13 protein-coding genes are annotated in these 26573 nt (G+C 75.7%); 1 reads left to right on the forward strand and 12 read right to left on the reverse strand.

Annotated elements, in window-relative coordinates; all coding sequences use genetic code 11:
* Positions 1-131: 131 nt before the first annotated feature.
* The 12 genes from K7G61_RS24345 to K7G61_RS24405 all read right to left on the reverse strand — a co-directional run bounded on the left by K7G61_RS24345 (position 132) and on the right by K7G61_RS24405 (position 24865).
* A complete protein-coding gene (locus tag K7G61_RS24345) occupies positions 132-326 on the reverse strand; it encodes a hypothetical protein (protein ID WP_225849091.1) in 195 nt (64 codons plus the stop codon).
* A complete protein-coding gene (locus tag K7G61_RS24350; protein ID WP_225849092.1) occupies positions 323-3427 on the reverse strand; it encodes a type I polyketide synthase in 3105 nt (1034 codons plus the stop codon). The genes K7G61_RS24345 and K7G61_RS24350 overlap by 4 nt, the downstream gene beginning before the upstream one ends.
* The gene (locus K7G61_RS24355; protein ID WP_225849093.1) at positions 3424-9396 is read right to left on the reverse strand and encodes a type I polyketide synthase; all 5973 of its coding nucleotides are present in this window, start codon (positions 9394-9396) and stop codon (positions 3424-3426) included. The genes K7G61_RS24350 and K7G61_RS24355 overlap by 4 nt, the downstream gene beginning before the upstream one ends.
* The gene (locus K7G61_RS24360) at positions 9396-11171 is read right to left on the reverse strand and encodes a fatty acyl-AMP ligase (RefSeq protein ID WP_225849094.1); all 1776 of its coding nucleotides are present in this window, start codon (positions 11169-11171) and stop codon (positions 9396-9398) included. Before K7G61_RS24360 ends, K7G61_RS24355 begins: the two co-directional genes overlap by 1 nt.
* Before the next feature lie 884 nt (positions 11172-12055).
* A complete protein-coding gene (locus K7G61_RS24365; protein WP_225849095.1) occupies positions 12056-13204 on the reverse strand; it encodes an MFS transporter in 1149 nt (382 codons plus the stop codon).
* Between the two features lie 208 nt (positions 13205-13412).
* Complete coding sequence (locus tag K7G61_RS24370; protein ID WP_225849096.1) at positions 13413-14480, reverse strand: HAD family hydrolase; 1068 nt, start codon at positions 14478-14480, stop codon at positions 13413-13415.
* Positions 14467-15669 (reverse strand): acyl-CoA dehydrogenase family protein, encoded by a 1203-nt coding sequence (locus tag K7G61_RS37030; protein WP_225849097.1) that lies wholly within the window; start codon positions 15667-15669, stop codon positions 14467-14469. The genes K7G61_RS24370 and K7G61_RS37030 overlap by 14 nt, the downstream gene beginning before the upstream one ends.
* The gene (locus tag K7G61_RS24380; protein ID WP_225849098.1) at positions 15666-15926 is read right to left on the reverse strand and encodes a phosphopantetheine-binding protein; all 261 of its coding nucleotides are present in this window, start codon (positions 15924-15926) and stop codon (positions 15666-15668) included. The genes K7G61_RS37030 and K7G61_RS24380 overlap by 4 nt, the downstream gene beginning before the upstream one ends.
* A gap of 118 nt (positions 15927-16044) precedes the next feature.
* Positions 16045-16986 carry a 3-hydroxyacyl-CoA dehydrogenase family protein gene (locus K7G61_RS24385; protein ID WP_225849099.1) on the reverse strand — a complete coding sequence of 314 codons (942 nt, stop codon included), beginning with the start codon at positions 16984-16986 and terminating at the stop codon, positions 16045-16047.
* Positions 16983-22691 (reverse strand): type I polyketide synthase, encoded by a 5709-nt coding sequence (locus tag K7G61_RS36580; protein ID WP_263984785.1) that lies wholly within the window; start codon positions 22689-22691, stop codon positions 16983-16985. Before K7G61_RS36580 ends, K7G61_RS24385 begins: the two co-directional genes overlap by 4 nt.
* Before the next feature lie 189 nt (positions 22692-22880).
* Positions 22881-24620 carry a (2,3-dihydroxybenzoyl)adenylate synthase gene (locus K7G61_RS24400; protein ID WP_225849100.1) on the reverse strand — a complete coding sequence of 580 codons (1740 nt, stop codon included), beginning with the start codon at positions 24618-24620 and terminating at the stop codon, positions 22881-22883.
* Positions 24617-24865 (reverse strand): acyl carrier protein, encoded by a 249-nt coding sequence (locus K7G61_RS24405; RefSeq protein WP_225849101.1) that lies wholly within the window; start codon positions 24863-24865, stop codon positions 24617-24619. Before K7G61_RS24405 ends, K7G61_RS24400 begins: the two co-directional genes overlap by 4 nt.
* A 446-nt stretch (positions 24866-25311) precedes the next feature.
* Here K7G61_RS24405 and K7G61_RS24410 point away from each other — a divergent pair, with 446 nt between their 5' ends.
* The gene (locus K7G61_RS24410; protein ID WP_225849102.1) at positions 25312-26568 is read left to right on the forward strand and encodes a DegT/DnrJ/EryC1/StrS aminotransferase family protein; all 1257 of its coding nucleotides are present in this window, start codon (positions 25312-25314) and stop codon (positions 26566-26568) included.
* Positions 26569-26573 lie beyond the last annotated feature (5 nt).

The raw sequence follows: 26573 nt of genomic DNA on the forward strand, positions 1-26573 counted from the left end.
CACCCGCCCGGGCCGGGCCGGCGGGTGTCGTGCTGTCGTCGTGCGCCGCTCGGCCGCCGCGGGGACATCGGGGGTGGCTGGGGTGGCGGGGGCGCGGCTGTCGTCGGCGGGGCGGTTGTCCCGCGGGGGCGTCACCGATCGGCGGCCGGCGCGCCGGAGAGCCGCCGGCGGACGACCCCGAGCGCGAGTTCGGTGTGGTCGGCCAGGCGCAGCCGCGCCCCGGGCCGCGGGACCGTGCGGGACAGCGCGCCCCCGGCAGGCGCGGCGGCCGTCCCGCCCGCGGCCCTCCACTCGGTCCCCGCCGCGTCGTCGCCGTGTCCGTTCATCGAGCCCCCCTTCCCTCGACGGTGACGGTGTCCGCCGCCAGGCTCTCGGCGACGGTGCGGACGAGGCCGTCGATGCCGCCGCCCTCCAGCAGCGCCTGGAGGGGCACCGCGACCGCGAAGTCGCGCTCGATGCGGTTCTTCAGCTCGACGATCATCAGCGAGTTCAGGCCCAGGGACTCCAGGGAGCCGTCCGGCGGCAGCGCCGAGCCGTCCGGCAGGTCGAGGGCGTCGGCCAGTTGCCGCCGGACGTACCGTTCCAGGTTCTCCGCCGGCTCCGCGGGGGAGGCTGCGGCGAGCGGCGCCGACTCGTGCCGCTCGTGGTGCTCGTCGTGCTCGTGGCTCGGGTCGTCCTGCCGCGCCGGGTCCTGGGCGGCGGGCGCCGGGGCGGCGGGCGCCGGGGCGGACCGCGGCGCGAGCCAGTGCCGTCGGCGCTGCCAGGGGTACGCGGGCAGGGCCACCGGGCGGTCCGGCGGCGGCAGCACCGTGTCCCAGCTCGGGTCGGCGCCGCCGCGGTAGAGGCCGGCGAGCGCGGCGTCCAGGGCGGTCCCGGCCGGCCTGTCCCGCCGCAGGGAGCCGACCACGACGGGCGAGGGGACGCGGTCCTCGACCGTCGCGAGGATGTCGCGGACGAGCGCCGGGTGCGGGCCGATCTCCACGAAGCCGGTGATGCCGTCGTCGGCCATCGCCCGGACCGCGTCCGCGAACAGGACGGCCCCGCGCAGGTTGCGGCCCCAGTGCTCCGGGGTGAGGTCGGCCGGGCGTATCCGGCCGCCGGTCACCGTCGAGTACTGCGGCAGGTCGCCCGCGCCCGGCACCAGATGCCGTGCGGCGTCGGCGAGTTCGGTGTCCCGGCCGTCCAGCAGCGGACTGTGGAAGGCGTACGCGACCGGCAGCCGCCGCACCCTGGCGCCCAGCACGGCCGCGGCCGCCTCCACCGCCTCCACCCGGTCCGGGTCGCCCGCGACCACGGTGGACCGCGGCCCGTTCACCGCGGCCACCGCGATCCGCCCGCCGGCCCCGGCGACCAGTTCCTCCACACGGGCCGCGGGCAGCGCGATCCCCGACATGGCGCCGCCGCGGGCGCCCGCCTCGGTGATCCGCGCCCGTACGACGAGGAGTTCCAGCGCCTGCCGCCGGTCCAGTGCCCCGGCCACGCACGCGGCGACGATCTCGCCCATGCTGTGCCCGGCCACTGCCTGCGGCCGCACTCCCCACGAGCGCCACAGCGCCACCAGCCCCAACTGGAGGACCGCGATGCACACTTGGGCCATCTCCGTACGGTCCGGCCGGTCGGCCCCGGCGGGCGCCCGCAGCTCCTCCAGGACCGACCAGCCGGCCAGCTCGCGCACCACGGCGTCGCAGGCCTCGGCCTCGGCCAGCACCACCGGCTCGCGGGCCAGCAGGTCACGGCCCATGCCGGCCCACTGGGTGCCCTGTCCGCCGAAGACGAAGGCGATCCGGCGGCCCGGCGGCTGCGGACGGAGGAACTCCGTGCGGGCCGAGCGGAGTTCGGCCGCGAGCCCGGCGGCGTCCGCCGCACTCGCGCACAGCCGGTACGGGTGGTGGCTGCGGCCGTTCGCCGCCGCCGCGCAGAGCCGGGCGGCCTCCCGCGCGTCCTGGAGGCCGGGGCCGTCCAGGCGGTCGGCGTAGGCCGCGGCCAACTGCCCGAGCGCGGCGGCGCTGCGGGCCGACAGCGGCAGCAGCAGGCGGTCGCGGACCGGTGCGGCCGCCGCGGGGGCCGGCTCCCGCGGCGGCGCGGCCTGGAGCACCACGTGGACGTTCGCGCCGCCGAAGCCGAAGGAGCTGACGGCGGCCAGCGGCCGGTCCCGGCCGGCGAGTCCGGTCAGCGCGGTCGGCACGGTCAGCCGGGAGCCGTCCAGGTCGATCTCCGGGTTGAGCCGGTCCAGGTGCAGCGTGGGCGGCACTTGGCGGCGGTCGAGCACGAGCACGGTCTTGAGCAGGCCGATGATCCCGGCCGCGGCCTCCTGGTGGCCGAAGTTGGTCTTCACCGAGCCGATCGCGCACGGCAGCGGCCCGGTCCCGTAGACCTGGCGGATGGCCTCGGCCTCGATCGGGTCGCCCAGGCGGGTGCCGGTGCCGTGCGCCTCCACGTACGACACGTCCGCCGGGTCGGCCGCGGCGTCGGCCAGGGCGCGGCGCAGCAGTTCGGCCTGCCCGCGCGGGCTGGGCGCGGTCAGCCCGTTGGTGCGGCCGTTGTGGTTGACGGCCGAGCCGCGCACCACGGCCCTGATCCGGTGGCCCCGGGCCAGCGCCTCGTCCAGCTTCTCCAGCAGCACGACCCCGCAGCCCTCGGCGCGGACGATGCCGTCCGCGTCGGCGTCGAACGCCCGGCAGCGGCCGCCCGACGCCATCGGGAGCACCTTCTCGGTGGCCGACATCGTCGACTCCGCCAGGACCAGGTTGACGCCGCCGACCAGGGCCGCGTCGCACTCGCCGTTGCGAAGTGACTGGACGGCCAGGTGCAGGGCGACCAGCGACGAGGAGCACGCGGTGTCGACCGCCATGCTCGGCCCGTGCAGGTCCAGCAGGTAGGACAGCCGGTTGGCGGCGATGCTGTGGGTGCCGCCGGGCGCGGTGTAGGCGCTGATCCCGGCCTGGCCGGACAGCTGGAAGCCCAGGTAGTCGGAGCCGTAGATGCCGAGGAACACCCCGGTGGTGCGGTCCTTGAGGGTCTCGGCGGGGATCCCCGCGTCCTCGACGGCCTCCCATGCGGCTTCCAGCAGCAGCCTTTGCTGCGGGTCCATGTGGTCGGCCTCGTCGGAACCGATGCCGAAGAACTCCGCGTCGAAGCCGTCGATCCGCGACAGGAGCCCGGCCCAGCGGCCGGTGTCGCGTCCCGCCGAGCCGTCCCGGCGGCCGGTCGGGTCGTCGCGCCACGGCGTCACGGTGTCGGTGCCCTCGCTCAGCAGCCGCCACAGGCCGTCCATGTCCTCGACGCCGCCGGGCGCGCGGACCGCCGCCCCGACGACGGCCACCGGCTCCCTGCGGGCGCGCTCGGCCCGGTCCACGCGGGCCCGGGCCTCGCGCACCTGGCGCAGTGCCTGCTCCAGCAGCCGGCGCTGGTCGGTCGCGGTCGTCATCGCGTCTCCTTCCCGTCCGCGTCCAAGGCGTCCAGTTCCGCGGCGAGCAGGGCCGCCACTTCCGCGTCGTCGAGTCCCGCGAGGTCGTCCTCCGGGCCGGCCGGGGTGTGCCCGCCGTCCGGTACGGGCCCGGGGGCGGGGGCCGGCCCGGGGGTTCCGGGGGCGGGGGCCGTACCCGCGGTTCCGGGGGCGGGGGTTCCGGACGGCCCGGGCCCGAGACGGGTGAGCAACTGCTCGGTCAGCGCGTCGGCGGTGGGGTGGGCGTAGACGAGGGTCGCGGACAGCTTCAGGTCCAGCGCCGCCTCCAGCCGGCCGCGCAGTTCGATCGCCATCAGCGAGTCGAAGCCGAGGCTCTGGAAGGGGACGTCCGCCTGGACGGCGCCCTCGCGCGCTCCCAGCACCTGGCGCACCTGCTCGGTGAGGAACCCGAGCATCGCGTGCCGGCGCTCCGGCTCCGAGCCCAGCGCGGCGATCCGCGCGCGTACCGTGCCGCGCCCGGCCGCCGCCGAGGGTCCCTGGCCGGCTCCGGCGGGTCCGGCGCCCGGCAGCAGCGGCGCGAGCAGGCCGCGTGCCGCGCTCCAGCCGCCCGCGCCCGCGAGTCCGGCCGGCGCGAAGGCGGACACCACCAGATGCGGCCGTCCGCCGCGCAGCGCCTCGTCGAACAGGGCGATCGCGGTGTCCGGGTCGAGCGGCGGGACACCGCGCGCGGCCAGCCGGTCCAGGTCCCCGCCGGCGGCGGCGAGGGTGTCCCCCGCCCAGGGCCCCCAGTCCAGGCTCTGCGCGGGCAGCCCCGCCGCTGCGCGCCGCCGGGCGAGGGCGTCCAGGAAGGCGTTCGCCGCCGCATAGGCGCCTTGTCCGGGTGAGCCGATGATCCCGGCGAGCGAGGAGAACAGCACGAACATCTCCACCGGCTCGTCGCGGGTCAGTTCGTGCAGGTGCCAGGCGCCCGCCGCCTTGCCCGCCAGCGCCCGGTCCAGGGCGTCGCCCGTCAGGTCAGGCAGCAGGGCGTCCTCCAGGACACCGGCCAGGTGCACGACGCCGCCGATGGGCACCCGCGTCCCGGGGCCGGACAGCGCGGCCCGTACCTGCTCCCGGTCGGCGGCGTCCGCCTGGGCGGTGCGCACCTCGCAGCCCGCCGCGGTCAGTTCGGCGATCCGCCGCGCGGCCTCGGCGGACGGGGCGCCGCGGCCCAGCAGGAGCAGCCGCCGCGCCCCGTTCTCCACGAGGTGCCGCGCGACCCGCAGGCCCAGCGCGCCCAGACCGCCGGTCAGGACGTACGTCCGGTCCGCCCGCACCGCCGGGGGCCGCGCGGCGGGCGCGCGCGGCGCCTCCGCCAGGACCGGGGCGAACAGGCGGCCGTCCCGTACGGCGACCTGCTGCGGCGGCTCGGCCGCGCGCAGCGCGGCGCCCAGGGGCGCAAGGTCGGCGTCGGGGGCGGCCCGGTCCAGGTCGACCAGGGTGCACCCGGACTCGGGGAACTCGTTGGAGAACACCCGGCCCAGGCCCCACAGCACGGCCGCGGCCGGCGCCCGCGGATCCGACGGGCCGGGCTGCGCCTGGGTGCCCGTGGTCAGCAGCCACAGCCGGGGTGCGGCCGCCTCCCAGGCGTGCCCGGCGACCGCCTTCGCCAGTCCCAGCGCGTCCTGGGCCCGTAGACGCAGTTGCGCCACCGGGTCCGCGCTTTCCGGCGCGTGCACCGCTCGCCCGGCGTCCTGGCCTCGGCCATCGGACTCCTCCTGCCGTACGGACGGTTCCGGCACGACCGCCCGCGCGTCGATGACGCCGCGCAGCTCTCCCCCCGCGGCGGCTCGCGCCCGGTCGAGCAGCGGCTCGTACCGTGCTGCCTGCGCGCCGCGCGCCCCGGCCCGGCGGCCGGACACCGCCACGACCCGGCCGCCGCTTCGGGTCACCAGCGAGCCCAGGGCCGCGGACAGGCGCTCGTCGTCGGCGAGGACCAGCCAGTCGCCGCAGTCCGCCGCGGGGGCGCCCGGTTCGTACGGCTGCCAGCGCACGTCGTACACGCGGCCGTCCTCGGGGCGCCGCCGGGGCCGGGTCATGCGGACGCGGAAGCCGGTCGCGGACCACACGGGGACGCCTTCGGTGTCGAAGACGGTGACGTCGGCGGTGATGGTGCGGTCGTCGGCCTCGCGGACCCGGGCGTGGCACCAGCCCTCGGTCAGCGCCGGTCCCGCCGATTCCGCCCGCACCAGGTCGGCGCCGACCGGCAGCGGCAGCGATCCCTCACGCCCGACCCGCCCGGTGGCGGCGGACACGGTGTGCAGGCACGAGTCGAGCAGCGCCGGGTGCAGCGGCGGCGCGGCGGCGGGCAGGCCCTCGGGAAGGCGGAAGCGGGCGAGCGCCTCGCCGTCGGCCGCGTACAGCTCGCGCAGCGCCCGGAAGCGGGGGCCGTAGCGCAGTCCGGCGCCTTCCAGCAGGGCGTACTGGGCGTCGACCGGCTTGGCGGTCGCGCACCTGGCGGTGATGGCGGCGAGGCCGTCACCGGGTGGCGTCCGGTCCGCGGCGCCGCCGACGACGCCGTGCGCGTGGGTTGTCGGCCGGCCGTGCGGCGGGCAGGAGGTGACGGTGAACCGCTCCCGCCCGTCCGCGCCGGGGCGGACGCTCAACTGCACGACGTCCTCCTGCCCTTCCCGGAGGGCGTACGGCTGGGAGAAGCCGACGTCGCGCAGGACGACGGGTTCGCCGCCGGACAGCTCGGCGGCGGCCTGGGCGGCGGCGGTGAGCCAGTACGCGCCCGCGACGACGGGGACGTCCTCGACGACGTGGTCGAGGAGTTCGGGTGTCCGCTCGTGGCCGACGGCGACCTGCCACAGTTTCAGCGACGGTTCCACGCCGACCGGGATCCGCGGGCCCAGCAGCGAGCCGGGGGCGGCGGGCGGTGCGGCGGGCGCGCGGGGCCCGTCGAGCCGGGCGATCGGGAAGTGCCGGCGCCGCCAGCCGTGCGGAGGGGTCGGGACGTGCGCGGCCCCGCCCGGGTAAAGCGCGGGCCAGTGGACCGGGCTGCCCGCGGTGTACAGCGTGCCGAGCGCGCCCAGCAGGTGGCGCGTCTCGTCCTCGCCGCGGCGCAGGGAGGACACCACCAGGGCGTCGGGGCGGCCGTGCTCCTCCAGCAGGTCCGCGACGGGCCGGGCCAGCACCGGGTGCGGCGCGATCTCCACGAAGGCGTCGTAGCCGGCGGCGGCCAGCAGTTCCAGCGCGGGGTGGAAGCGCACCGTGGCGCGGACGTTGGTGGCCCAGTACCCGGGTCCGAGCTCGCGGCCCCGGACGGTGGCGCCGGTCACCGTCGAGTACAGCTCGATGTCGGCGTCGCGGGGCCGCAGGCCGGCGAGTGCCTCGCGCAGGCGCGGCTGGAACGGTTCGACCTGCGGGCTGTGCGCGGCGAACTCCACCGCGATGCGGCGGGCGAACACGCCGCGGGCCGCCAGCGTGGCCAGGACGTCCTCCAGCGCCGCGGGGGTGCCCGACAGGACCGTGGCGCGGGGGCCGTTGAGCGCCGCGACGGACAGCTCGTGCTCCCGGCCGGCGACCAGCCCGGCCGCCTCGTCCGCGCTCAGCTCGACCAGGGCGAGCCCGCCGCGACCGGATATCCCGGTGAGCAGGCGGCTGCGTTCGCACACCACCCGGGCGGCGTCGTCCAGGGACAGGGCGCCCGCCGCGTGCGCGGCGGCGATCTCGCCCATGCTGTGCCCGATGACGCCGCAGACGTCGAGCCCCCAGGCCCGCCATGTGGCGGCGAGCGCCACCTGGGTGGCGAACAGCGCGGGCTGCACGGCGGCGGTGCCCTCCACGACCAGGCCGTGCTCGTCGCTCCACAGCGACCGGCCCAGGTGGCGGGCGACCGCCGCGTCGGCCTCCCGTATCGCCTCGCGGAAGACCGGCTCGGTGGCGGCCAGCCGGCGGCCCATGCCGGGCCACTGGGAGCCCTGGCCGGGGAAGACGAGCGCGACCTTCGGCGCCCGGCGGGCGGCCGGCCCCGGTCCTGCCGCGGCGCCGGCCGTCTCACCGGCCGCCAGCGCGGCCATGGCGTCGGCGAGTTCGCCGCCCTCCGCGGCGACCACGGCGGCCCGGTACGGGGCGTGGTCCACGCGCAGCGCCGCGGCGGCCGCCGCGTGGCGGACCCAGTCCCGGTCGCCGGCGTGCGCCCGGGCCGCGGCGGACCAGGCGGCGGCGCGTTCGCGCAGGGCCTGCTCGGACCGGGCGGACAGCGGGACGAGCAGCGGGCGGGGGTTGTCCCCCGCGTGGCCGCCGGCCGGCGGCGGGGTGCCGGGAAGGGGGAGCGGCGGCCGGGCGGCGGTGGCGGCTCCCCCTTCCCGCTCGGCGGTGGCGCTGGGGCCCGCGGCCAGCACCAGGTGGGAGTTGGTGCCGCCGAACCCGAACGAGCTGACGCCGGCCGGGGCGGGTGTCCCGTCGGGCCGCAGCGGCCACTCCTGGGCGTCCGCCACCACGGCCACCGGTATCCGGTCCAGGTCGAGCAGCGGGTTGGGCTTCTCGAAGTGCACGGTCGGCGGGAGCCGCCGGTGGTACAGCGACAGGGCGGTCTTGATCAGGCCGGTGACCCCGGCCGCCGCCTCCAGGTGGCCCACGTTGGACTTCACCGAGCCGATCCGCAGCGGCCGGTCGGCGGGCCGGCCCTCGCCGAGCACCTTCGCCAGCGCCGCCACCTCGATCCGGTCGCCCACCGCGGTGCCGGTGCCGTGCGCCTCCACGTAGCCGATGTGGGCGCCGGACAGCCCGGCGGACCGGCAGGCGGCGCGCAGCACGGCTTCCTGGGAGGGGCCGCCCGGCGCGGTCAGGCCGTTGGTGCGGCCGTCCTGGTTGACGGCGCCGCCGCGGATCACCGCGTAGATCCGGTCGCCGTCGGCGACGGCCCTGGGCAGCGGCTTGAGGACGATCACGCCGACGCCCTCGCTGCGGACGTAGCCGTCGGCGCGGTGGTCGAAGGGCTTGCAGCGGCCGTCGGCGGCCATCAGGCCGCCCTGGCTGAAGCTCAGCGCGATCCGCGGGCTGGTGATGACGTTGACGCCGCCGGCCAGTGCGAGGTCGGCCGCACCGTCCCGCAGCGCCTGGCAGGCGGTGTGCACGGCCACCAGCGACGAGGAGCAGGCGGTGTCGACCACCATGCTGGGGCCGCGCAGGTCGAGGATGTACGAGATGCGGTTCGCGACGATGCTCAGCGCGCCGCCGGTCCCGTCGTACGGCTGGGCGCCCTCCAGGGTGCCCCACAGGGCGGTGCCGTGGTCGAACGTGGACGCGCCCATGTAGACGCCGGTCCGCGAACCGGCCAGGTCGGAGGCGGGGACACCCGCGTCCTCCAGCGCCTCCCAGGCGGTCTCCAGGGCGAGCCGCTGCTGCGGGTCCATCCGGGCCGCCTCGCGGGGCGAGACGCCGAAGAAGTCGGCGTCGAAGCCTTCGACGTCGGAGAGGAATCCGCCCCAGCGGGTGTTCATCCGGCCCGGGACGTCCTTGTCGGGGTCGTAGTAGGCGTCCGCGTCCCAGCGGTTCGCGGGCACCTCGCCGACCGCGTCGGTGCCGGCCAGCAGCAGCCGCCAGAACTCCCCGGGGCCGTCCGCTCCGGGTACCCGGCAGCCGATCCCGACGATGGCGACGGGAACGGGCGCGCCGCTCGCCGCCGGCTCCACCGCGTGGGGCGGCGCGGCGGTGGGCGGCGCGGCCTGGGCCGGCGGGCGGGCGGCGGCCGGGTTCGCCGCCCGGTCCAGCAGGCCGGCGACGTGCGCGGCGATGGCGTCGATCGTGGGGTGGTCGTACGCGGCGGTGGGCTCCAGCTCCACGCCCGCGCGTAACCGCAGGTCCTCGGACAGTTCGACGGCCTGCAGCGAGGACAGTCCGAGTTCGGTGAAGGCCTCGTCGGTGGGCACCTGCTCCGCGGGCAGGCCCGCGAGCGCGGCGATCCGCTCGACGAGCCAGTCCCTGATCGGCTGCTGATCCGCCATCAGGCCGTCCTCCCGAGGGCACGGTTCGCGGGCTCGGGAGCCGGGGTGAACCGGCCGCTCTCGTAGGCGGCGCGGTTGGCGCGACGCTGGATCTTGCCGCTGGAGGTCCTCGCGACCGAACCCGGCACCACCATGTGCACGTCGGCCAGTTGGATGCCGTGCTCGGCGGCCACCGCCGCCGTCACCGCGCGCTTGATCTGCGCGAGGGTGGGTACGGGCGCCCGTTCGCCGGATCCGGTGTGCCGTCTGGCGCCCTGGGGGCGCAGCACCTCCACGACGAGGGCGACCTGTTCGCGGCCGTCGCGTTCGACGGCGAAGGCGGCGCTGGAGTTGTACCGGACCCAGGGGTGGGCGGCCTCGGCGGTGGCCTCGATGTCCTGCGGGTAGTGGTTGCGGCCGCCGACGATGACGAGGTCCTTGAGCCGGCCGGTGATGTACAGCTCGCCGTCGTACAGCCCGCCGAGGTCACCGGTGCGCAGGTAGGGACCGGCTCCGCTGTCGGAGGTGTACGCCCGGTACGTCTCCTCGGTCGCCCCGGGGTTGCGCCAGTAGCCCGGCGGGATGTCCGCGCCGGCCAGCCAGATCTCCCCGATCCGGCCGGGTTCGCAACGGGCCAGCGTCTCGGGGTCGACGATGAGGACCTCGCGGCTGAGCCTGGGCTTGCCGACGCCGACGATCAGGTGGTCGGTGCCGGGCACGATCCGTCCGCCGCGCAGCGCCTCGCGGTCGACGGGCAGCGTGGTCGGCCCCTGGCCGGCCACCGTGCCGGTGGCGACCAGTGTGGCCTCGGCCAGGCCGTAGGCGCACATGAGCGCGCCGGGGTCCAGGCCGTAGGGCGTGTAGGCCTTGGCGAACGACTCCAGGGTGGCGGTGCGGATCGGCTCGGCGCCGCTGAAGGCGACCCGCAGGCTGCTCAGGTCGAACTCGGCCCGGTCCTCCTCCCGGATCCGGCGCACGCAGGCGTCGTAGGCGAAGTCCGGGGCGCCGGTGAAGGTGGCGCGGTAGCGGGTGATGGCCCGCAGCCACCGCGACGGGCGCTGCACGAAGGCCAGGGGGGGCATCATCACGATGTGGGCGCCCAGGTAGAGGTTCTGCAGCACCATGCCGATCAGGCCCATGTCGTGGTACAGCGGCAGCCACGAGACGATCACGTCCTCGGAGCCGAGCCCCATGATGTGGGCGAACATCTCCTCGTTGCGCAGCAGCGCCCGGTGGCTGACCATCACGCCCTTGGGCAGTGAGGTCGAGCCCGAGGTGTACTGCAGGAAGGAGATGTCCTCGGAGGCGATCGCGGGGGCCCGGAACCCGGCCGCCGCCGACGGCGCGATCGTGTCGACGTCGATCCACTCCAGCGCGCCCAGCTCCGGCGCGACCTCGCAGACCGGGGTGCGCAGGTCCGTCGCGCTGCCGGTGAGCACGACCTCGGCCCCGCTGTCCTGGGCGATGGCCCGCAGCGTGGCCGCCTTGCGCGGATCGCGCGGCGGTTGCGGAGGCGCCACGGGAACCGCGATGACGCCCGCGTGCTGGCAGGCCATGAAGGCGGTGACGAAGTCGGCGCCGCCGGCGGCGAGGATCATCGCCCGGCCGCCAGGCCGTACCGACTCCAGCAGCCGGACGGCCACCGCCCGCGCGGCCTCGTCCAGTTGGCGGTACGTCAGCGTCCGCGACTCGTCGTGCCCGTTGTCGAGGAAGGTGTACGCGGTCTTCTCGCCCCGGCGCGTCGCGTTGTCGCCGAGCAGCGCGGAGATCGTCGGGCCGGTGAGTTGCGTTTCCAATTTCCCGCTCCCCCTGTAGTGCGAAAATCGCAGCTCGGCGCGGTGCGTATCCGGCTGCGATTTGCAGATACGATACGATGCGGCGACACTGCCGCATTTCGCGGAGAATACTCGGAACCCGCGCGGTCCCCGGTGCCGGTTTGTGCAACGCGGCCGGCCGTAAGCGCTGGCACCGGATGTCACGCCAAACACTAGCTGCGGGTGTCACGCCAGTCAACGTAATTCTTGTTGCCACCGGGCTGCATTCATGACATCGGAGACGGAAGGCGGAAATTGTCCGCCGGGCGAGTCCCGGGCCGTCCCGGTGACTTAAGCGCGGGGAATGGGATGCGGAATCCAGTGACTTAAATCAAGGGATTCCCGGCCGTGTTTCCGGTGCGCCGAGCGGCTCCTGCCGGGCATGGACCGGCCGCCCCACCTGGGCAGTTGTCCGGTCGGCGGGTCCTGTGCACCGCGGAAGGGCGGCCCGGTGGCGGGTCGTGCGCACAACGGCCGCACAGCGCGCGCCGGTCCTCGACAGCGGTAATCCGCCTTAAGTCACTCGACGCTCCCGGGACTGTCTTGATCACAGTTGCCGCGGCGCCCCGCGTTGGTGTTGTATTCCTTGGTCGGACGGGGGCCTCGCGTAGTGCCGACCCGTGGTGTCCTCCCGGATACCCGAGTCCGGGAGGACACGACGTGGACACGGTTGCGATGATTCGCGGCAGGCGCGGTTTTCTCGGGGCCGGCCGCGGCGCCGGGCACAATAGCCGCCCCGTGGCCGTGCGGAGTTTCGCCGGCCCGGGCGCCGAATGCGGTTCCCCGGTCTCCGGGCCGGCCATGCCGATGACGCCACGACCGGCCCGTACAAGGGCGTCGTCACGCTGCTCGGGGGAGGGGCCGGGTCACGGCACGGGCAGTGGTCTGCGCAGCAGGTACACGGCGACCGCGGCGGCCACCGTGGTCAAGGCCGCCACGAAGGCGATTCCCGCGCCGCGCAGACCCGGCCCCAGCGTCACGGCGCCGATCCCGACGACGGGAATGGACAGCCCGACGTAACCCGCCACGAACAGCGCCGAGAGGGTGGCGCCGCGCTGCTCGGCGGGGGCGACCCGGCTGACCGCGCGGACGCTGCTGCTGAACGACAGCCCCTGCCCCAGACCGCTCACCACGGCTCCGCCGACCAGCAGTGCCAGCACGCCGGCCAGCAGCGACGCGCCGATCAGAAGCAGCCCGGCCACCATGACGAGACAGCCGAGGGACAGCGACCTCGCCGCGCCGAGCCGCTCCGTCAGGAACTGCCCCACGAGGGACGCGAGGAACGCGGAGGTGACGACCGCGCCGGAAGCCGCGATGTTGCGCACTCCCAGGTACGTCGCCAGGAAGGCCGGCGCGACGGCCGTGAACAGCCCGAACACGCAGAACCCCGCGAACACGGCGACGGCCGCCGGGGTGAACACCGCCCGTGCCGGGGCCGGCACCACCATCCCCTGCGCCCGCAGCGGCGGTCGCGGATCCTGCCGGGGAACGGTCTCCGGGGCCGCGAGCACCAGGGCGCAGGACAGCGCGAGGAGCGCGAGGTCGACCACGAACGCCAGCCGCAGCGGATGGGGGGCGTACTGCCCCAGCAGGCCGGCGAGCACGGGCCCGCACCCCAGTCCGCCCATGTTGGCCGCGGTCGCGGCCAGGGCGGCCCGCCTGCGCTGCCCGGCCGTCGCCAGCTCCATGACGGCCGCCGTGGCCGCGCCGCTGAACAGTCCCGCGGAGAACCCCGAGAACACCCGCCCCACGAACAGAAGCGTGAGCCCACGGGCGGTGAGGAAGCACACCGCGCTGATCACCGACAGGCCGATTCCCGCCATGAGCACGGGCCGTCGCCCCAGCACGTCCGAGAACGAGCCCGCGATCAGCAGGGCGGCGATCACACCGCAGGCGTAGACGGCGAACACCACCGTCACGACGAACTCGGAGAACCCGATGTCCCTGCGGTAGAGGCCGTACAGGGGCGTCGGCAGCGTGGTGCCCGCCATGACCACCGCGAATGCCAGCGCCATCAGCGCGTACCACGGGGGTGTGCGACGCCGCGGCCGGCCGGATGGGATCACGCCCTCAGCGTAGTGACCGCATCCGCCGTGACCGGGTCGACGTGCTCCAGCGTTCCCCCGTCACGGTCGGCGCCACGGCGTACGCCGGCGGAGGTGGGCGAGCGGCGGCCGCGTGAGCGGCACCCGGGCCGGTGAGGGGGAGCCGGCCCGGGTGCGGTCACGCGCTCGGCATCGCGTCGGGCCACAGGCGCGAGGAGGTGGTCAGCGTGACGTAGCCAGGCAGTGGCGGTACCTCGGACAGGTCGGACTCCAGTACGAGCACCCCGTTCTGCCGGCCCACCTCGCGGAAGCCGCCCAGCCGGTAGGCGACGTACATCATCCGGTTGCGGTCCGTGCGCACGAAGTCGGCCAGCAGCCGCCGGCCCGCCGCACGGGCGCGCTGCCGCAGCAGGTTGACCAGGATGGCGCCGATGCCGCGGGAGAGCACCCGGCAGGACATCAGCAGCAGCCGCAGCGTCCACGTGTCGGCCCCGGTCTCCAGCAGGACCAGGCCGATGGTGCCGTACGGGCCGAAGCGGTCGGTGAGCTCCACGACGAGCAGCTCGTGGGTGTCCGAGGTCCGGAAGGCGTCCAGCTCGGCGTACGAATAGGTCCGGCCGGTCGCGTTCAACTGGTGTGTGCGCACGGTCAGTTCCTCGGCGCGCCGCAGGTCCTCGGCGCGGGCCGCGGCGACCCGCAGCCGCATGTCCAGCCCCGCCAGGAAGCCCTCCTGCGGCCCGTCGAACGCCTCCTCGGCGGTCGTGCGGCGCTGCGCCGCCCGGTACATCTGCCGGCGCCTGCCCGCGTCCTCGGTGACGTACGCGGGGGAGAACTCCGGCCGCCCCGCCAGCCCGGCCACCTCGCGCGCGTCGAGGCACAGCACCTCCGGGACCGCGAAGGCCACCTCCCCGCGTTCGAACGGGTCGTCGTCGACGAAGGCGAGCGCGTCGACGCCGATGCCGAGCGCGCCGGCGACCGCCCGCACCGACTGCGACTTCGGCCGCCAGCCGATCTGCGGGTGGAGGAAGTACTCGTCGAGGCCGAACTCCCGCAGCTTGGCGAGCGCCTGCTCGGGGTCGTTGCGGCTGGCGACGGAGTGCAGGATGCCGCGCCGGTCCAGGGTGCGCAGCGTGTCCGCGACCCCCTCGCGCAGGGTGAGCCGGTCGCCCTCCAGGAGCACCCCGTCCCAGACCGTGTTGTCCAGGTCCCACACCAGGCATTTCTTCACGGCGTCACGGGCCGTCATGGACCTTCTCCGTCCTGTTGGGCTGCCGGTCCAGCACGGACCGGGCGATGATGGTCTGCTGGATCTCGGTGGTGCCCTCGATGATCTCCATGACCTTGGCGTCCCGCAGGTGGCGCTGCACCGGGCTGCCGGCGCCGCAGCCGTTCGCGCCGTGCACCTGAACGGCGTCGGCGGCCGCGCGGAACGCGGCGCCCGCGGCGAGGTACTTCGCGCTCCACACGGCCGGGACCGCCTGCGGGGAGCGCAGGTCCATCAGGCGGCCGGCGTGCAGGCAGGCGAGCCGCGCGCCATGGGCGCCCACCGCCATCTCGGTGAGCATCCGCTGCACCAGCTGGTGCTCACCGATCGGGCGGCCGAACTGCGTGCGCGAGACGGCGTAGGCCGCGGAGGCGTCCACACAGGCCCGGGCCAGTCCCGCGCAGCCCCAGGCGACGCTGTACCGGCCCCATTCCAGCGCCGCGGCGGCGACCGCGGCCAGGCCGAACCCGGGCCGGCCCACCACGGCCCGGGCGGGCACGAAGCACCCGTCGAGCCGGAGCTCCGCCGTCATCGCGGCCCGGGTGCCGAGCAGCCCGCCCACCGGATCCACCCGCAGTCCCGGGCTGTCCCGCGCCACCAGGAACGCGGTGACCCCGGCCTCGGCGCGGGCGAAGAGCAGGTAGACCCCCGCGATCCGGCCGAAGGTGATCCAGCGCTTGGTCCCGGTGAGCCGGTAGCCGCCGGGAACCTCCTCGGCCGCGGTGCGCAGGTCCGCCGCGTCCGAGCCGGCCTCCGGCTCGGTGAGGGCGAAGGCGCCCACCGTGCGGCCCGAGGTCAGCTGCGGCAGCCAGCGCTCCCGCAGCGCCGCGCTCCCCCACCGGCTGACCGCCTGTACCGCCATGCCGTGCACGGTCAGCAGGCTGCGCACGGAGGAACAGGCGTGTCCCATGGCCTCGTTGAGCAGGCCGAAGGTCACCGCGTCGTGTCCCGGGCCGCCGTGGCGGGCGGGGGCGGGCGAGCCGAGCCAGCCGCGGGCGGCGAGCGCGCGGACGACGTCGCCGGGCAGTTCCTCGGCCGCGTCCCACCGGTCGGCGTACGGGCGGACGTGCTCCTCGGCGAAGTCGGCGAACTCCTGCTGGTGCTTGGCCTGCTCGTCGGTGAGCCCGTACTCCTTCGCCCAGAGGGACGCCTCCGGGGCGCCCCCGGTCACCGCTCCGCCGTGGCGGACACGGCCGCCTGCTTGCGGGTGACGAAGTCGGTCAGGGCGTTCACGGAGCGGAAGTTGGCCCGTTCCAGGTCCTCGTCCTCCACCTCCAGGCCGAACTCCTGCTCGACGAAGAGGACGAGCTGCATGGTGAACAGGGAGTTGACGTATCCGGTGGCGAAGATGTCCTCGTCGTCGCCGATGAAACGGTCGCGGATGTGCCGGCTGAGGAAGTCCCTGATCCGGGTCCGGGTGTCTGCCATGGGGTGTTTCCGTCCTCGTCGGTGGCGGGGTCGTCGGTGGCGGGTCGTCGGTGGCGGGTGGTGGTCGGCCGGCGGCCGGTCGCGGGCCGGCGGCCGGCGGCACGCCGGGTGGGGCGGGTCAGGAGTACGTGTAGAAGCCCCGGCCGCTCTTGCGGCCGAGCAGCCCCGCGTCCCACATGCGGCGCAGCAGCGGGCACGGGCGGTACTTCGGGTCGCCGAACTCCGCGCACAACCCCTCCAGGGAGCGCACGATGGTGTCGACCCCGATGAGGTCGATGGTCTCCAGGGGACCCATCGGGTGGCCGAAGCAGCCCTTGAAGAGCCGGTCCACGTCCTCGGCGGCGGCGACGCCCTCGTGGACGAGGAAGGCGGCCTCGTTGACGGTGAGCATCAGCACCCGGTTGGAGACGAACCCGGCGGCGTCGGCCACCACCACCGCCTCCTTGCCGGCGCCGGACAGCAGCCGCACCCCGTACTCGATCGTCTCCGCCGAGGTGTGGTGGCCGCGGATGACCTCGACCATGGGCTTGAGCGGCACCGGGTTCATGAAGTGCATGCCCAGCACGCGCTCGGGGTTGCCGGTCACGGAGGCGACCCGGGTGATCGGGATGACCGAGGTGTTCACGGCCAGGACCGCGTCGTGGCGGCAGATCCGGGTGAGCTCCCCGTACAGCGGGCGCTTGATCTCCCAGTCCTCGGTGACGTTCTCCACCACGGCCTCGGCGTCCGCGAGTGCGGCCAGGTCCTCGGTGAAGACGATGCGGTCCAGGACGGCCCTGCGTCCGGCGGCTCCCCCGGGCGCGAACGTCGCGTCCGGGCGGACCAGCCGTTGCAGGCGCAGGTTCGCGTCGATCTCGGCGCGGGCCCGGTCCAGCGCCTCCTTGGCCGCGTCCACCAGGATCACGGGGTGTCCGGCCTGGGCGAACGTCTGCGCCACGCCGCTGCCGATGACGCCCGCGCCGACGACGCCGACGACCTGGCGCGGGCCGGCGGAGGGGGCGGAGCTGTTCTCTGCGGGGTTCACGTCCTGCTTCTCCTGGGGATCGGGGGTGGCGGTCATGCGGGCTCGGCGGCGAGGCGCCCGGCCAGTCCCGCGGCGGTGAGCGAGTCGAAGAACTCGCCGAGGGAGATCGACGTGCCGAACTCCTGCCGCAGCCGGGACAGGAGCTGGAGGGCGAGCAGGGAGTGTCCCCCCAGGTCGAGGAAGGGGTCGTGGGCGCCGACGCCCTCCACGCCGAGCAGTTCGCCCATGAGCGCGGCGACGCGCTCCTCCGTGCCGCCCCGCGGTTTGCGGTAGGCGACGCTCAGCGCCGGCCGCGGGTGCCGGCCCTCCGTCCGGGCGGCCGGGGGCCGCGCGGGGTCGCCCTCGCCTGTGGGCGCGGGCGGGCGCAGGCCGCCCGGCGCGACCACGACCTGGGGGCGCAGCCCCGCGTCCAGCACCCGTACCAGCGCTTCCACACCGCGGTCCGGGGCGATGGTGCGCGCCAGCTGCCCGGCGAGGCCGAGCGGCCCGCCGCCGCGGCGCTCACCGCTGCCCGCGCCCCGGTACGGTGCCAGGTCGGCGGCGGTGCCGTCGCGCACGGACTCCAGCCGCCCGCGCAAGTTCCCCGGGTGCTTCAGGACGAAGCCCTCGGTCCGTGCCAGCAGCCGGCCGTCCGGGTCGTAGAGTGCGATCTCGGCCGTGCTGGTCTGCCTGCCCGTGTGGTCCGACCCGGTGGCGCGGTGATGGCTGAAGAACCGGCGCGGCAGGGGCGCGTGCAGGACCAGTCGCCCGTAGGCGATCGGGATGCGGAACTCCTCGGCCAGGTAGACGCCCGGGTAGGCGTTGGCCAGGTCCAGCAGCGACGGGTGCAGGTGGAGCCGGTCGAGGTCCGCGGCGAACTCCTCGGGCAGCTCCAGTTCGGCCAGGGTCTCCCGCGGACCGCTCCACATCCGCGTGACGCAGCGCGAGCGCGGTCCGAAGCCCATGGGGCCGTCGTGGACGGCTCCGGACACCTCGGTCAGCCGCCCGGCCAGCGCCGCGAGGTCGACGGGGGCTGCGGGGTCGGCGGGGTCGGCGGGCCGCGGCCGCGCGGCCTCGCGGATCAGGCCGGTGCAGTGGCGCAGCCAGGGCGCGTCGGGGCCGCGGTCCTCCCGGCGGCTGAGCACCGAGAACCGCGCGCTCAGGGCCCGGGGGGCGTCCGGACCGCCGTCCGGGCCGTCCTGCCGGGCTCCGTCCGGGGCGCCGTCCGGGGCGCCGTCCGGGGCGCCGTCTGCGGCTCCGTGCCATTCCAGGACCGTGCGCAGGGTCCGCGTCTCCTGTTCGTCGAGCACGACGGGCGCGAAGAAGGAGACCTCGTCCAGCTCCAGGCCGGCACCGGGCTGCGGCAGGTGGCGGGCGAAGGCGGCGCGGGCGAGCTCCAGGTGGCCGGTGCCGGGCACGACCGGGTGGCCGTGCATGCGGTGTTCGTCGACGAGCCAGTCCGCGGCCGCGCTGATCCTGTTCTCGTAGACCGCGTGCCGCGCGTCCTCCTCGATCAGCGCGCCGAGCAGCGGATGCCCGGTGGGCCGGGCCGGGCCGTCGCCCGCGGCCTCCCGGGCCGCCATGCCGACCTCCTGCCAGCCGTCCCAGTCGATCGCGACCACGGGCGGCCCGCCGTGCTCCTGCTCGTGCGCGGCGAGCGCGTCGAGGTAGGCGTTGGCCGCGCAGTAGTCGGCCTGGCCAGGGGCGCCGGTGACGCCGAGCGTGGAGGCGAACAGGGCGACGAAGTCCGGAGCGAGCGGTCGCAGGCTCTCCACCAGGTTCCGGGCGCCGCGCACCTTCGGGGCGAGTACGGCCGCGGCGGAGCCCGGATCGCGGAACTGGATGACCCCGCCCCCGGCGATCCCGGCGGCGTGCACCGCGCCGTGCACCGTCCCGAACCTGGCCACCGCCTCGCGTACGGCCGCCGCCATGTCCTCGGCGTCGGCCGCGTCCGACCGCACGACCAGCACCCGCGCCCCCGCCTTCTCCAGCTCCTGCACGGCGCGGACACGGGCGGCCGCGGCGGCGTCGGCGGGCGGTGCCCCGGGCGGTGGGAGCGGCGTACGGGTGGTGAGTACGAGCCGGGCGCGGACGGTGGCGGCCAGGTGCCGGGCGACGGTCAGGCCGAGGCCGCCGAGGCCGCCGGTGATCAGGTAGACGCCCTGCTCCCGCAGGACGGGCGCGGGCCGGTCGGCGCCGTCGCCCCCGCCGTGCGGGAGCGGGACCGGCAGCATGTCCCGCGCGTACCTGGCCGGGCCGCGCAGCACCACCTCGGCCTCGTCCGCGGCCCCGCTCCTGGCCAGGCACTCGGCCAGGACCTGGCGGGCGACGCGCCCGGAGTCGGCCTCGGCGGGCGGCGCGATGTCGACCGCCCGGCAGTCGACCGCCGGGTTCTCCAGCGGCCAGACCCGGCTGATGCCGAGCAGCACCGCCTTCTCGGGGCTGGAGCCCGCCCCGGCCCCGAAAGCGTGCAGGCCGGAGGAGACCACCGTCACCCGCGCCGGTTCGCCGCCGCCGTCCTCGCCGAGTGCCTGGGCGAGCAGCAGCAGGCTGCCGAAGCCGAGCCGTTGCGCCCGGTCCGTGTCGCGGGAGGCTGCCCGCTCACCGGTGACGGACCACAAGTGCACGATCCGGCGCGCCGCCCGGCCGGTTCCGCCCGGCCCGCGCAGCAGCCGCAGGTAGCCGGCGCGGTCCTCCGGGTCGAGTACGTGGTCGGGCTCGCCGGGCACCGCCACGCCCTCGGGCGCGACGGTCTCCACCTCGGCGCCGAGACGGCGCAGTTCGGCGGCCAGCTCGCCGCCGATCCCGGCCGGGTCGAGGAAGACCAGCCATGGCTCCCCCGCCGGTGGCCGCACCCGGGCGGTCAGCGGCGGCAGTTGGCGCCACCCGGGTACCGAGAACCAGGAGGCGAGGCCGTCGCCGGGCGTGCCGGCGGCTTCCGCGTCCCGCGTCCCGGCGGCGGAACGGGCGGTGGTACGGGCGGTGCCGGCCGGGGCGTCGGCGGCGGCCGGGGCCGCCCAGTGGCGGCGCCGCTCGAACGGGTAGCCGGGCAGCGGCACCCGGCGGCGGCGCTCCCCCGAGTGGAACCCGTCCCAGTCCACGGGCACCCCCGCCTGCCACAACCGTCCGGCGGTGGAGAGCAGGAACCGGTCCTCCGGCTCGCGCTCGTGCCGTGCCGGCAGCGACGCCAGCACCTCGACGCCCTCGGCGGCGCCGGACGGGCGGGCCTGCAGGGCGAGGCTGCCCAGCGCGCGGCCCGGGCCCACCTCCAGCAGCACCCTGCCCGGCACCTCCCACAGCCGTGCCGCGCTCCGGGCGAACCGGACCGGCTCGCACAGGTGCCGCACCCAGTGGCCGGGGTCGAGCGCCTGCTCGGGCGTCATCCAGTCCCCGGTGACGTTCGACAGCAGGGGGATCCGCGGCTCGCGCAGGTCGAGCGAGGCCACCAGGGCAGCGAACTCGGCGGCGGCGGGGCGCATCATCGGCGTGTGGAAGGCGTGGGTGGTCTGCACCGGCCGGCTGGGAACGCCGTCGGCGGCCAGCCGCTCGGCCAACTGCCGTACCTGGTCGGCGGGCCCGGCGGCCACGCACAGCTCGGGGCCATTGACCGCGGCCACCGCCACCTGGCTGTGGCCGGCCCCGTCCGCGGCGAGCAGGTCGCGCAGCCGCTCCTCGCCCAGCGGCACCGCGAGCATCGACCCGCCGGGCAGCGCGGCGAGTATCCGCGCGCGTTCCGCCACCAGGTGCAGCGCGTCCTCAAGACCGAGCACCCCGGACAGGCAGGCCGCGGTGAACTCCCCGATGCTGTACCCGAGCAGGGCGTCCGGCCGCACCCCCCAGTGTTCCCAGAGCCTGGCCAGGGCGTATTCGACGGCGAAGACCGCGGGCTGGGCGAGCCGGGTGTCGGGCAGGTCGTCGCGGCGGCGGCCGCGGCCGAGCATGGCCCGCAGGTCGAGGCCGTCCCCCGGGGCCGGCTCCGCGGCGTCCTGGACACCCGGCGGGTAGAGGGCGCCCAGCAGGTCCAGGCCGTCCCGGGCGCCCAGGAGGTCGGCGCACCGGTCGAGTTCGGCGCGGAAGACCGGCTCGGTCTCGCGGATCCGCCGGGCCATCCCGATGTGCTGGTCGCCGAGGCCGGGCAGCAGGAAGGCGACCGACGGGCCCGGGCCCGGCCGGGCCCGCACGCCGGGCAGCGCGTCCGGGTCGGCGAACGCGGCCGCCGCCGCGGCCGGGGTGTCGGCGACCGCGAACCGCCGGTGCGCGAAGGCGCGGCGGCCGGCGTGTGTGGTCCAGGCGGCGTCGGCCAGGTCCGGGGCGTCCGGTTCGCCCAGCCGGCCGGCCAGTTCGCGGCACAGCGCGGCGCCCGCGGCCTCGGAGCGGGCGGAGACGGTCAGGAGGTGCCAGCGGCGCCCACCGCCGGCCGCGGTGGCCGGTGCGGTGGCCGGTACGGGAGCCGGTACGGGGGCCTCCTCCAGGACCACGTGCGCCCCGGTGCCGCCCAGGCCGAAGGAGCTGACCCCGGCGCGGCGCGGCCGGTCCCCGCGCGGCCAGGGCACGGCCTCGCGCGCGACCTCGAAGGGGGAGGCGTCGAAGTCGATGCGCGGGTTCGGCCGGTCGAAGTGGAGGCTGGCGGGCACGCGTTCGTGTTCCAGGGCGAGCACCGTCTTGAGCAGCCCGGCGATGCCGGCGGCGGCGTGGGTGTGGCCGATGTTGGTCTTCACCGATCCGATCGGCCGCCGTCCCCCGCTCCAGCCGCGGTCCCGCCAGGCGCGGGTGAGGGCGTCGACCTCGATGCGGTCGCCCATCGGGGTGCCGCTGCCGTGCGCCTCCACGTAGCCGACGGTGTCCGGGTGCACCCCGGCGGCCTCCAGGGCAGCCGCCACGATCCGGGCCTGTCCCGCCACGCCGGGCGCGGTGTAGCCGACGCGGGCCGAGCCGTCGTTGCCGACCGCGGAGCCCTTGATCACGGCCCGTACGTGGTCGCCGTCGGCGAGCGCGTCCTCCAGCCGCTTGAGCACCACCAGGCCCACGCCCTCCCCGATCACCGTGCCCTCGGCGGCGGCGTCGAAGGAGCGGCAGTGGCCGTCGGCCGAGTAGATCCCGCCCTCGGTGGCGATGTAGCCCGGGCCCTGCGCGGCGCGGACGGTGACCCCGCCGGCGAGTGCCATCCGGCATTCCCCGGCCAGCAGCGCCCGCGCGGCCAGGTGGACGGCGACCAGTGAGCTGGAGCAGGCGGTCTGCACGGTCACCGCGGCACCGGTCAGCCCCAGCAGGTAGGCGATGCGGGTGGCCATGTAGTCCGGCTCGTTGCCCACGTCGCGCAGGAAGGACTGGTGCGGGTCCCGGCTCTGCCCGATGAGCTCGAAGTAGCCGTTGCGGTAGCCGCCCGCGAAGAGGGCGACCGGCCCGCCGGCCCGCTCCGGCAGGTGGCCGCTGTCCTCGAAGGCGTGCCACGCGCACTCCAGCAGCAGCCGCTGCTGCGGGTCGATCAGTTCGGCCTCCTTCGGGTTCAGGCCGAAGAACTCCGCGTCGAACAGGTCCGTCCCGTCCAGGGCGCCCTGGGCGGGCACGTAGCGAGGGTGGTCGCGCAGCCGGGCCGGGGTGCCGGCCGCGTCGAGTTCGCCGGGAGAGAAGAAGGTGACGCACTCCACCCCGCCGCTGATGTTGCGCCAGTACTCCCGCAGGTCCGGCGAACGCGGGAAGCGTCCGCTCATACCGATGATCGCTATGTCGCCGGCGGAGGCGGGGGCGCCGGGTGCGGCCATGTGGGGGCTCCTTCGGGTCGGACGTCGGCTCCGGACGGCGGCTCCGTCTCCGGACGGGTACGGGTCGGGGGTTCGGGGGTTCGGGCTCCGAGCGGGCGCGGGTTCGGGGGCGGGGCTCCGGACGGCTTCGGGCTCAGGGGGCGGGCTCAAGGGGCGGGCTCAAGGGGCGGGTACGGCTTTCCGGCGTCTTCAGTCCGGGGCGCCCGCCTCGGTGGCGGCCCGGCGCAGGGCGACGCGGTCGACCTTGCCGATGCCCACGTAGGGGATCGTGTCGACGATCTCCAGGCGCTCGGGCAGCTTGAACGTCGCCAGGCCCCGGTCCTGGAGGTGGCGGCGCAGCTCCAGCAGGGAGGGTGGGGCCGCGGGGTCCAGCGGGACGGCGAAGAGGCACACCGTCTGGCCCAGCACCGGGTGCGGTACGGCGACGGCCGCGGCCGCCCGCACCGCGGGGTGGTCGATGACCAGCGCCTCCAGGTCCAGCGGGGAGATCTTCTCCCCGCCGCGGTTGATGACGTCGCCCAGCCGGCCCTCCACCACCAGCCCCCCGGAGGGGAGCAGGCGCACCACGTCGCCGGTGCGGTAGAAGCCGTCCGCGGTGAAGGACCGCTCGTCGGCGCCGGGCGCGTTGTAGTAGCCGGGGACCGTGTACGGGCCGCGGGTGAGCAGTTCGCCCGTGGTGCCGGGCGGTACGGGCGCGCCGGACTCGTCGACCACCCGCAGCTCGTCACCGGGGGAGGCGGGCCTGCCCTGGGTCCCGGTGACGACGCCTTCGGGGTCGTCCAGCGCGGTGAAGACCAGCAGGCCCTCGCTCATCCCGTAGCACTGCTGCACGGTGCAGCCCAGCGCCTTCATCGCCTCGGTTACCAGCCGCGCCTCGGGGCGCGCGCCGCCGACCTGCACCACGCGCAGGGTGGACGGGCCCCGCCCGCGCCGGCGGGCCGCGGCGACCCACTGGTCCACCAGGGCGGGTACGAGGGCGCAGTGCGTCACGCCTTCCCGCTCCACCAGGTCGAGCGCGCCGTCCGGGTCGTCGGCCGATGCCAGCACCACGCGCCCGCCGAAGGCCAGTGTGCCGAGGATGCCGGGGCAGTTGAGGACGAAGCCGTGGGCGCCCGGCATCACCGCCAGATACACGGTGTCCGCGGAAAGGGCTGCCCATTCGGCGGAAGCGCGGATCATGTAGCCGTAGCCCTCGTGCGCCCGCGCGATGGCCTTGGGGCGGCCGGTGGTGCCGCTGGAGAGCAGCATCACCGCGGGCTCGTCGTCCTGCGGCGGCCCCAGCTCGGGCAGCGGGCCCTCGCCGGGTTCGGGACGGCACAGCGCGACCAGGTCGTGCGTGTCCTGCTCGGGCGCGCCGCCGCCCGCGCGGTCGGCCACGAGCAGCAGGCGCAACGACGGGCAGTCCGCCGCCAGGTGCCTGGCCAGGGCGGCGTGGTCGAAACGGCCCACGCGCCGCTGCACCGCCATCGCCACCGGCGCGGTCGCCTCGACGACGTGCGCCAACTCGTACCGGCGCAGGGCGGGATGGGCCATCACGGGGTGCGCGCCGAGCCGCATCAGGGCCAGTGGCAGCACCACCAGCTCGACGTCGTTGGGCAGTTGGACCAGGACCCGGTCCCCGCGGCGCACGCCCAGCCGGGCCAGCCGCCGGGCCGCGCCGGCCACCGCGTCGGCGAGCTGCCGGTAGGTCAGCCGCCCGCCCGGGGCCACCACGGCGACGGCCTCCGGCCGCTCAGCGGCCCGGCGCAGCGCCAGCCGGTCCACCCGCTCGGGCAGCCACCAGCCGCGCCGCCGGTACTCCTGCGCGCGTTCCGCCGGTACGCGCGGAAGGGCGGCGGGCGCGGGGAGCCCGGAAGCGGGACCGGGAGCGGGTGCGGGCCCGGCTCCGTGGGCGGGGGAGGCAGGGGCCGCGGGCCCGGCGGCGCTCATCCGCGCTCCCCGCCGGCCGCGCCGCGCTCCGCGCTGATGGCGTCGGCGAGCTCGGCCAGGCTGTAGTCGGCGGCGTCCCACAGGTCGATGTGGGCACCGAAGCGGCGTGTCATCTCCAGGCCGAGCTCGGTGGTCTCCGTGGACGTGAGGCCCAGGCCGGAGCGGAGCCGGGTGTCGGGGGTGAGCAGCTCGGGCTCCACCCCGAGTTCCGCGAGAATATCCGTCAATTCACTGAGCACAGCCATGGCTACGCTCTCCTTCCGGGAGGGCGAAAGCGATCAAGAAATGGGGGCCGGTATGCCCCGGCACCGGGGTGGAAAACGGATCACCGGAATTACGGCCCAGCAAGTACCCCGCCGTCTCGGAACTGTCAATGACGTCCACGGGTACCGCGGACCGAACTGGCAGCCGCGGGCCCGATCCGGAATCTCGCCAGACCCCATCATCACCGTGTCGGCGACTTCGTCAACCTCTCCCCGGTGAGCGGAATATCTCCCTCCAGAGCCGCCAGAATCGATGAAGTCGCTGATCAGGACGGTACGTGTAGGTGCCCTGATCCGTTTCGAGTCGCCGGCCCCTTGACCAGAACACGCCCCGTTGGCCGGAAGCCCACCCTTTGCGTTCCCGCCGCCGTGAATCTAAGCTCCCGGGCGGTCATATCCCACTCCTTCAGCGAGCTAGGACCGCCCACATGCCAACGGAGATCGGTAAGTATTCAATACCCGCTGCCCAGGTGGGGAGTGTCCTCGGCGACGCCGAAATCGCGGCCCTCACCGACTTGATCCGTTCCGGTGCCACGCTCTCCCAGGGACCGCTCAGGGAAGAGTTCGAACAGCGATTGCGCGCCCACATCGGCACCCGGCACGCCCTCACCGTCACCAGCGGGACGGTCGCGCTCGCCATCGCGGTGCACCTGCTCGACCTGCGGCCCGGGGACGAGGTGATCGTCACCCCGCAGTCGTTCAAGGCCACCGCGGAACCGCTGCTCGCCCACGAGAAGGTGGCGGTCCGGTTCTGCGACGTCGACCCCGACACGCTCAACATCGACAGTGCCGCGTTCGAGGCGCTGATCACCCCGCGCACCAAGGCGCTGCTGCTGGTCCACTACGGCGGCCGGCCCGCCGAGATGCGGGAGATCATGGCGATCGCCCGCCGGCACGGCGTCCTGGTGGTCGAGGACTGCGCCCACGCCCTGGGCTCGGAGTACCGGGGCGGCCGTCCCGGCTCCCTCGGCGACATCGGCTGTTTCAGCTTCCACTCCACCAAGAACATCAGCTCTCTGGGCGAGGGCGGCATGATCACGTTCGACCGCGACGACTGGGCCGAGCGGGTGGACCGCATCCGGTCCAACGCGGTGGACGGGGATTACGTCAGCAAGCCGCTGCACGTCGGTCACGGGCGCCAGCCGTGGATGATGTGGGTCGACGACTCCTACGAGAACATCTGCAGCACGGTACGCGCTCCCGGCAGCAACGCCACCATGAGCGAGGCCGGCGCGGCCGTGGGCCTCGTACAACTCGACCGGCTGGACGCCTTGGTGAGCCGCCGCCAGGAGATCGCCGCCCGGTACGCCGAGGTGCTCGGCGCGGTGCCCGGTGTCCGGCTGCCCGAGGTGCCGCCGGAGGTGAACCACCCCTACCACCTGTTCACGTTCTTCGTCCGGCCCGAGAGCGAGGTGGGCCGCGACGCGGTGGTCGCCGCCCTGGAGGAGGCCGGCATCCAGGTGCAGCTGCGGTACTTCCCGCTCCACCTGCGGCCCGAGTGGCGCGGCCGCGGCCACCGCTACGGCGAGTGCCCGGTCGCCGAACGCCTGTGGTTCCGCGAGCAGGTCAACCTGCCGTGCCACCCGTCCCTGACCGACGACCAGGTCGAGTACGTCGTGAGCTCCCTCAGGACGGCCCTGCGCGCACCGCGGAGCCGCCGGCCGATGACCGCAACCTCCAGGTAGGAGCC

It is taken from the genome of Streptomyces sp. HPF1205 (assembly GCF_020400825.1).
Lineage (GTDB): Bacteria > Actinomycetota > Actinomycetes > Streptomycetales > Streptomycetaceae > Actinacidiphila.